We start from the raw sequence: 8685 nt of genomic DNA, 5'->3' as shown, positions 1-8685 counted from the left end.
TTTTCCAACTAAGAAGATTTATACCTCAAAAAAAACTTGACAAAATTACATGTGTAGCTATAATATACATATGTTAATTAAAACTACAAGAGTAAACAAAGGAGGAAAGTTGAAAACAATTGTTTTGGTCTTTATTATAACTGTTCTGTCGGTGTTTTCGATAAGCGCTGAAGCCTTGTTCGAAGAGCATATTCTTTTCAACAACCTGGGTGGAGCAATATCCGTAAAAGGAATTGACCTCAACGAAGATAGTTTTACCGATATTGTCTATTCTTCCTATTTGAACAATCACATAAAGTGGCTCGAAAACGACGGAAATCAAAATTTCACATCTCACTCAGTTTCAGAAAACTATTCTCACCCCAGGGCTGTCGACGTCGCCGACCTGGATCAAAACGGCACACTTGACATTGTGTCTTCCGGTCAAAACAAGATAAGCTGGTTTTCAAACGACGGAAGCTGCAATTTCACGGAAAATATCATCGACACTACATGGCATGTCGTAAACGGAGTACAGGTAATTGACCCTTTTACCGATCTGATTATTGACATCAACTCAGACGGAATAATCGACATACTAGCTACGTCTTGCTCTTCCGGTGTGCTGGGTTGGTTCGAAAACGACGGCTCGGGAAATTTCACAGAGCACATAATCAAAGATAACTGGACGCTAGTGAGCGAAGCTTCTCCCGCTGATATAGATTCTGACGGAGACGCAGACATCTTCGCTGCAGCTCAAGCTTCCGGAATATGGTGGTTTGAAAACGACGGCAACGAAAGCTTCACGGGACATTTAATATTCAACGGATGGGTTAAACCAAACAGAATCCAGGCAGGAGACGTAGACGGGGATGGCGACATGGATTTCGTCGCCGGATCGTGCGGGACAAGTGCAGTTGTAGGGTGGTTTGAAAACGACGGCAACGAAAGTTTCACCTGCCATCCCCTGAGGACAAGTTTTGGAGGCCCTAGAACTCCTATCATCTGCGATATCGATGATGACGGTGATTATGATATTTTCGCAACCGGATGGTCGGCTTCTTTGACAGTGTTTTTTGAAAACGACGGTTATCAGAATTTCTCACAGTATATAATAAGCACTGACGCATGGGACCTTTTGGACCTGGACATCGCAGATCTGGATTCAGACGGAGACTTAGATCTAATAGGAGGTAGCGCTGAAGCCGCTTCTCATCATTTGAGGTGGTGGGAAAGTTTAAATTCTTTCTGCATAGCGGATTTCGAAGTGGATATTAACACCGGACACGCACCTCTTACAGTCAATTTCACCGATTTGTCGTATTGCAAGCCTCAGGCGCTGAGTTGGGCTTGGGATTTCGATTCCGACGGCACAATTGATTCAAATGAAGAAAACCCTTCTCATTCCTACACTGTTCCGGGGACATACACAGTCACGCTTATCGTTTCCAACAATCTTGAGACTGACACTTTCGTCATCGAAGACTTAATCAGCGCATTTGACGGAGAGAGCGCGTTGAAGTTTTCAACGACTTTGAGTTCTGTGATACGAGATGGCACACCAAGTGTCAATATTACAGATTCCTTGACCATCGAAGCCTGGATTTATCCAACAGGCTGGGGGTCAAACTCTGCACTGGGTTACGGGACAATTCTCGACAAAGTCAACTACTCTCTTGTACTTTTCAAAGGCGTCTACGGAGTCCACTGTCTTGGCTTTAAACTGAAACACGAAGGAGGACAGAACAGTTTAACCTTGACCCCGGACAGCTCAATTAATCTCAACGGTTGGCAGCACGTTGCCGCGACATACAGTTTTTCCGACAGTACCGTCAAAATCTACATAAACGGCGTCGAGCAGAATTTGACTTTCAACCCGGCTCCTACCGGAAAAATCGCCGACAACTCCTCCACAAACCTTTCGATTGGCCTTTTGCAGAGCAACAATTTCAGATTTGACGGAATAATTGACGAAGTCCGTCTTTGGAATGTAACAAGGACCCATCAGGAAATACTCGACAACATGTCTTTGTATCTCAACGGAACAGAACAGGGTTTATCCGGTTACTGGAAAATGAACGAGGGGTACGGAGATTCAATTTTTGACTGCTCTCCCAACTCAAACAATTTTCCTCTGGTCTCTGTGAAATGGGTTCAGGGAACTCCTTTTTACCCGACAGGAATAGAAGAGAGCTTCACACCTACAAACCCCTTAAACGGATCAGAATCTCTGCTTTGCGCCCGTGTTTTAAACGGCAATTTCAAGGTGAGTTTCTTCCAGAAATCAAATTGCATGGTCAGCGTTTCAATTTTCGACGTCTGCGGAAGACAAGTCAAAAACATTTTCCAAGGAAACCTGTGCCCTGGTTTGCAGGAATTGATTTTTGACATGCGCTCTTTTCCTTCCGGGCAGTATTTTTTGACTTTAAAAACTGATGAAGATTTTCTCTCGACGAAAATTGCACTCCTCAGATAAATGCTGCATAATTAGTGTTAAAAGAAAATATGAACAGAAAACAGAGAGAAATTGAAAATAGAAGAGAAATCATGCTGGAGACGGCGAAGGAACTTTTTCTTAAAAAGGGTTACGACGCCGTCTCTCTCGGCGAGATCGCAAAAAAATCTGAGTTCTCGAGAATAACTCTTTATTCATATTTCAAAGGAAAAGCCGATATCCTCGTGGCGATAATTGCCGAGGCTTTCCTCGAAGGAAACAAAGAATACTCCAAAATGATAAAGGACATGAAATCCAGTTATGAAAAGCTCAAAACATACGGGATTCATGAATACAAAACTTTTCAAAAACACCCCGAATACCACCTTTTGATTGTCCGTTTTCGACAGTACAGGCTCGAAAAAGAAAACATATCCGAAAGAAATCTTCAAACTCTTCGAAAAAGCGACGAAATCGCTTCTTCACTTTTTTCTGACATTATCAACGAAGGAATAAGAAACGGTGAATTCAGAAAAGACCTCGATGTAGAACTCTCCCGTCATTTCTTTTCCAAAGCTGTTTTCGCTATAGTGCACCCCTATGTTTTCAAAACTGCGAAAGATCTTTCAAAACTAGAGGTTGAACTCGATTATCTGCTCAGGGCTTTTGTCCCTTGATAGTTTCGGAGTTTAATTCCTTATAAGTTTTAAAAAGGCATTAACACGGAATTCAAAACCGTGAAAATCGCTATTATTGAAAATTTCTGGAATAATTCCACCCTAAAAAGAGTACAAGTGCAAAATAAACCGGAGGAACAGATGAAAACACTATTTTCAATTAAAAGCGTCTTCTCTACGGCTTTTCTGTTTTTTTTCTGCCGCATTTTTGCCTTACAAAACCAGATGACAGAACTTATGCTCAGTATCCAAGACCAAATTTACTACCAAACCCAGGATCCAAACTATGAAATCGAAGGGGAACCATGTGTCGTTAAAAACCCAGAAGAATACTCCGAATACCTGCCTTTAACTTTCAGAACCAGAGACGGCATGAAAGGATGGACACTTCAGCTTCCGGAAGGTCTACCTCTGGCTACTCCGGCTTATGAAAACGGAGTACTTTTCATCGGCGGCGGTTTCGGTTCCTACTCTTTCTACGCCATTGATGCGGAGAATGGAGAAATAAAATGGGCGGTACACACAGGAGACGACGGACCAACAGCGGCGGTAGTAAAAAACGGGATAGTGGTTTTTAACACGGAGTCCTGCATAATATACGCGCTAAGAGCCAGAGACGGTAAAAATCTATGGCACCATTGGCTTGGCGATCCTTTGATGAGCCAACCCTCAATATCCGGAAGACGTGTCTTCATGGCATACCCAGGTTCAAATGGGCATATTCTGGCTTGTTTCGACCTTATGAATGGCATAAACATCTGGAGCAAGAGCATTGTATCGGACATAATTTCAGCTCCGGTTGTGTCCGGGGACGAGGTTTATTTATCGAGTTTTGACGGTATGGTCTATTCCTACGACGTTGAAGACGGACACGAGCTCTGGAGGGAAAACTACAACGCAAGTTCAGCTCCCTGGATAGACGGTAACAGGTTATACGCCAGCATGAGACAGGACGAAGAAATCACAAATTCTACAGGAGAGAGAATTTTACAGAGGTTCGAAGGTTTCGGTTATTTTGAAAAAGAAACCGGAGAACAGCTCAACGAAACACAGATAAGCTACATAACAGCCGACTATCTCAACCCTGACAGAACTTCGGCTTCGGCTCGCCAGCAGGCTGATCTCGACGCGCAGGTCGGTTTTTCGACAGCTCCTTCGACCGCGAATCTCTCGCTCGCAGAGCAAAATGTCGGCGTTTTCACAGTTTCCGGAGCATGGTCTTACCAGGGATCCAGACCCGTGGTCTACGATTCAGACCTCTTCAGTTCTCAAGGAAACCTTTTGAGAAGAAACGACATTCTGTCAGGCGAAAGTATATGGGAATTCGAAAACAACGACACCTGCGAATACGGAAGATCATTGACCCCTCCGGCTATTGTTAACGGTAAGATATTCGTCGGAAGCAGTTCAGGAGAAATATTCTGTATTGACGCTGAATCCGGAGAAGTAATCTGGAGCCACGACTGCGGTGAACCAATCGTTTTTCAGCCGAGCGTAATGGACGGAAAAGTTTTCTGGGGCACCACACTGGGCAAGCTTTTCTGTATAGACACAGGGGATAAAGACAACACGGGTTGGGCTATGTGGGGAGGCAACAGCGAGCACAACGGCTGGACAGAATAGGACGAAACTTATCTAATTTCTATTCTTTCGGAGTTGTCGTTAATTTCCCCAATAGACCATGCTTTTATTCCTTTTGAAGCTAATTCTTCTATAAAACCGTTTGGGTCAGCGACAGACAGGAGAAGGCCACCGGAAGTCTGCGGATCGAAAAGAATATCATATACAAGATCGTCAATTTTCGTTGAGCAATCCACTCGACATTCGAAAGTTTTTTTGTTTGCTCCGGCACCGCCGGGTATCATTCCTGAAGAAGCGTGTTCGAGAACGGAAGAAAACAAAGGAATTTCTGAAGATTTCAACAAAGCTCCTTTCCCCGATCCAGAGATCATTTCAGAAAGATGACCGATCAAACCAAATCCCGTGACGTCCGTGCAGGCGCTCGGAGAATATTTTTTTGCTACTTCAGAAGCGGTTTTGTTAAGAGAAGACATGGAGACGATTATTTCCGCTTCGTCTTTTTCATCAGCCATTCCAGCTTTTATAGCTGTCGAGATTATTCCTGTTCCTAAAGGCTTCGTCAGGACCAACCCGTTTCCATTTTGAGGAGTGTTGTTGCGCCAAATTCCTTTTGGGTGAACGATACCTGTTACGGAAAGACCGAATTTGAGCTCTTTGTCTTCGATGGAGTGCCCTCCAACAAGAAATGCCCCCGCCTCAACAACGGCGCTCAGAGCTCCGGCCAATATTCTTTTCAGGTTTTCACTTTCGAGTTTTGTTACCGGAAAAAGACATATGTTGAGCGCTGTTAAAGGTGTTCCGCCCATCGCATAGACATCGCTCAGGGAATTTGCCGCAGCTATTCTCCCGAAATAATATGGATCGTCGACTATGGGAGTGATGAAATCCACGGTCTGAACCAGAGCCCTTTCATCGTCCAGTTTAATGACGCCGGCGTCATCAGAGCTCTCTAAGCCGACCAGCACTTCAGGTCCCAGAGAAAGATTAAGCTCCGACAGCAGTTCTTTTAGGTCACACGGACCTATTTTCGCAGCTCAACCCGCCTTTTCCGAAAAGCTTGTCAGGAATATTTTTTTTCTTTCGTCCATTCGGCTCCTTTCATTAAAGTTTCGAAACAATTTTTACTTCTATTTCTCCCGTCTTTATTTCTTCTACTACAGAATCGTAATCCTGCCAAAAAAAGCGGAGGCTTGTTCCGCAGTCAGAATCAAGATGCCTGGGAACCGGTATCAATTTATGAGATATGTTTTTTGACTTCAACCTTTTTTCAAGCTTGAAAGCCGATGCGGCCGAGAAAAACAGGACTACTCCGAATTCCTTGTTTTCAGGCATTTTCAATCCCTTTTGCGATCTCATCCAAAGCCTTCACAGTTCTATGGATCTCTTCCTCTTCTGTGAAATAACTTGGTGAAATCCTGACGGTGCCATGAGGATACGTGCCTATCGTCTTGTGGCATGATGGGCTGCAGTGGAGTCCGACTCTCGACATAATTCCGTATTTTTCGTCGAGTATTCTGCCGACGTCGCTAACCGCCCTGTTTTTAATTCTTATAGAAAACGTCCCGGACTGATTTTCAATGGAATACGACCTGAAAATTTCTATCGTATGTGTATCCTCAAGCAATTCCATGAATTTTAAAAACTTCTTCTTTATTGTAGAATATATCTTTTCCTGTCCAATATTTAGAATCCAGTCAATACCGGCGAGAAGACCCGCTATTCCTACTGCGTTCAACGTTCCGCTTTCAAGTCTGTCGGGAAGGAAATCGGGTTGCGTCTCCTCGGAAGAAGAGCTTCCCGTCCCCCCTCTTTTAAGAGGTCTTATTTCATCAACATTGTCTCCCAGGACGAGAGCTCCCGTGCCCATCGGTCCATACAGCATTTTGTGCCCAGTCAAAGCCAAGAAATCAATGTTCATTTTTTTTAAGTCTATTTGGAATTCACCGGCGCTCTGAGCGGCGTCAACAAGAAATAGAATCCCGTTCTCCTTTGCTATATATCCTATTTCTTCAACCGGCGTGAGGGAACCAATGACGTTAGAGCAGTGGTTGACAACAAACATTTTCGTTCTTTTCGATATTGATTTTTTGAAATCATTTGGGTCTATTTCACCCTTCTCGGATGCCCTGACAACCGAATACTCCAATTTCCCTAAAGATCTGAGATGGTTTAAGGGTCTCATGACTGCGTTGTGTTCTAAGGAAGTGGTCACTATATGTTGGTTTTCACCGAGTACGCCGTACAGAACCGTGTTGACAGCTTCTGTAGCGTTGCTCGTGAAAATGACTTTCGTAGGATCAGCTTGACCGAATAACAAAGCGATTTTTTCTCTGCATTCATAAACCATCCTCCCGGATTCGATAGACATTCTGTGAGAACCTCTTGATGAATTTGAACCAGGATACTCCATGAAGGATTTCATCGCTTTGGTGACTTCACGCGGTTTCGGCCATGAAGTTGCCGAATTATCCAGATAGATTATGCTCATGTTATCTGGACAGCTTTAGTTTAAATATATCCCTTTCCGTTTCTTCGGCAATCTCGACTTTAAAACCTTTTTTTTCAGCCGCTCTCCTGACGTTATCCCTCGATGTAGCCGTGTCTACAAGAACTTCGATGAAACCGCTTTTGTAACAGTCAATTGCTTTTAATGTATCGAGGACAGGCTGCGGACATGAAAGCCCTCTCGCGTCGACAGTGATTTCATCCATTTCATGCTCCTTTTTTTTCTCTGATATTTTTCATTGTCAGGCCCAAAATCACGCAAAAAATCAAACCCGCAACGACAGCGTACTTGCCGAAGATACCGGGCCCGCCGATTACGAGGTTACCGGCTTCGTTAAGCTTGTCTGGAGACGCCGCCATAAGGAAGTTGTGTGAAAATCCCGCTCCTACTATCATTCCCATGACGAACAAGCCTGCGTCCTGGTCTCCTTCTCCCGAAAGAAACAACTGCCTGCCTGGACAACCGCCTGCTAGAGCGAAAGCAAGCCCTGAAAGCGCCATGCCGAGGAAATTCCAAATATGAAAAGAGTGTGAAACAGGCTGAAGTGCAAATCCGGGATGAAACTGCTTGAAAACTATATTCAAAATAAAAGCCGCGACCACAAGAGCCCCGACTCCGCTTATCAGATGCCAATCTCTTATGAGAACCACATCTCTTACGGCTCCCATCGTGCAGAACCTCGACCTCTGGGCAAGAAAACCTATCAGAAGACCCGCGCCGAGAGACAAGATTAAAGGAGCGTATTTTGAGCCAGGACCGGTTTCGCTGAAAAATATCGGGGCGCCTTCCCCAAAGGAAACTTTGAAGGCTAAAAAAGCCAGGAGTAAAATCATAAAAAGAGGAAAAATCAAACCTCCCGCCCAGGATGTTTTAATATTCCTACCGAGAGAGAAACCTTTTTTAAGAAAATAAGAGCCTGTCGAAACACCCGTAATCAATCCGAAGATTCCTGAAACCGCGTTTCCGTCCCCTGCTGATAGCCTTAAAAATGCTCTCCACGGACATCCCAGAAAAACGAGAGCGCCTATCATGGCGAACATTCCGAGAAAAAACCTTACCAGAGGAGAAGAACCGCTTCTCGGTTTGAATTCCCTGAAAATAAGGGCCGATATCATAGATCCGAGGACGAATCCGATAATTTCGGGCCTTATGTACTGAACCGCAGGATTTCTGTGAAGGCCAAGAGCACCTGCTATGTCCCGTTCAAAGCAGGCGACACAGACGCCCATGTTCTGTGGGTTTCCGAATTTCTGCAGAAGCACGGCGATTATCCCGATGATCCCACCGGACAACACTATACCCCATTTTGAGGCGAAAAATCCCGTGATTTTACCCACCAATCACTCCTTCCATGTTTGATTTTGTAAAACGGGAAAAAGCCTTCCGCGTGACAGCGGAAATATAAAAATGTCAGGATTCTTTAAGCGTTCAGGAGATATTCTCGGACGAGAAAACAGCGCAGAAAACATGTATAACGTTTTCTTTCAGGACCCAACTGGTCTTTTTTC

The 8685-nt window shown here is 44.3% G+C and carries 8 protein-coding genes; 3 read left to right on the top strand and 5 right to left on the bottom strand.

Annotated features, from left to right (window positions below; genetic code table 11):
• Nucleotides 1–109: 109 nt before the first annotated feature.
• From JXA84_08880 to JXA84_08870, 3 genes are all read left to right on the top strand, one after another.
• On the top strand, nucleotides 110–2455 hold the full coding sequence (locus JXA84_08880) for a VCBS repeat-containing protein (protein MBN1151317.1): 2346 nt from the start codon (nucleotides 110–112) through the stop codon (nucleotides 2453–2455).
• Between the two features lie 29 nt (nucleotides 2456–2484).
• The gene (locus tag JXA84_08875; protein ID MBN1151316.1) at nucleotides 2485–3090 is read left to right on the top strand and encodes a TetR/AcrR family transcriptional regulator; all 606 of its coding nucleotides are present in this window, start codon (nucleotides 2485–2487) and stop codon (nucleotides 3088–3090) included.
• A 141-nt stretch (nucleotides 3091–3231) separates the two neighbouring features.
• Nucleotides 3232–4713, top strand: coding sequence for a PQQ-binding-like beta-propeller repeat protein (locus tag JXA84_08870; GenBank protein MBN1151315.1), 1482 nt, complete (start codon nucleotides 3232–3234; stop codon nucleotides 4711–4713).
• An 8-nt stretch (nucleotides 4714–4721) separates the two neighbouring features.
• Here the strand turns inward: JXA84_08870 and selD are convergent, their stop codons facing one another.
• From selD to JXA84_08845, 5 genes are read right to left on the bottom strand one after another with little or no spacing between them, the layout of a single operon-like run.
• The gene (gene selD, locus JXA84_08865) at nucleotides 4722–5759 is read right to left on the bottom strand and encodes a selenide, water dikinase SelD (protein ID MBN1151314.1); all 1038 of its coding nucleotides are present in this window, start codon (nucleotides 5757–5759) and stop codon (nucleotides 4722–4724) included.
• A 13-nt stretch (nucleotides 5760–5772) separates the two neighbouring features.
• Entirely contained in the window at nucleotides 5773–6003 is a 231-nt protein-coding gene (locus tag JXA84_08860; protein ID MBN1151313.1) for a DUF3343 domain-containing protein, read from the bottom strand.
• On the bottom strand, nucleotides 5996–7159 hold the full coding sequence (locus JXA84_08855) for an aminotransferase class V-fold PLP-dependent enzyme (protein MBN1151312.1): 1164 nt from the start codon (nucleotides 7157–7159) through the stop codon (nucleotides 5996–5998). Before JXA84_08855 ends, JXA84_08860 begins: the two co-directional genes overlap by 8 nt.
• A gap of 1 nt (nucleotide 7160) precedes the next feature.
• Nucleotides 7161–7382: a sulfurtransferase TusA family protein gene (locus tag JXA84_08850; protein ID MBN1151311.1), complete on the bottom strand. Its 222-nt coding sequence runs from the start codon at nucleotides 7380–7382 to the stop codon at nucleotides 7161–7163.
• Between the two features lies 1 nt (nucleotide 7383).
• Nucleotides 7384–8517 (bottom strand): YedE-related selenium metabolism membrane protein, encoded by a 1134-nt coding sequence (locus tag JXA84_08845; GenBank protein MBN1151310.1) that lies wholly within the window; start codon nucleotides 8515–8517, stop codon nucleotides 7384–7386.
• Nucleotides 8518–8685 lie beyond the last annotated feature (168 nt).

This window comes from candidate division WOR-3 bacterium (assembly GCA_016926475.1).
Lineage (GTDB): Bacteria > SDB-A > SDB-A > SDB-A > SDB-A > JAFGIG01.
This window is presented reverse-complemented; position numbering and strand designations above follow the sequence as displayed.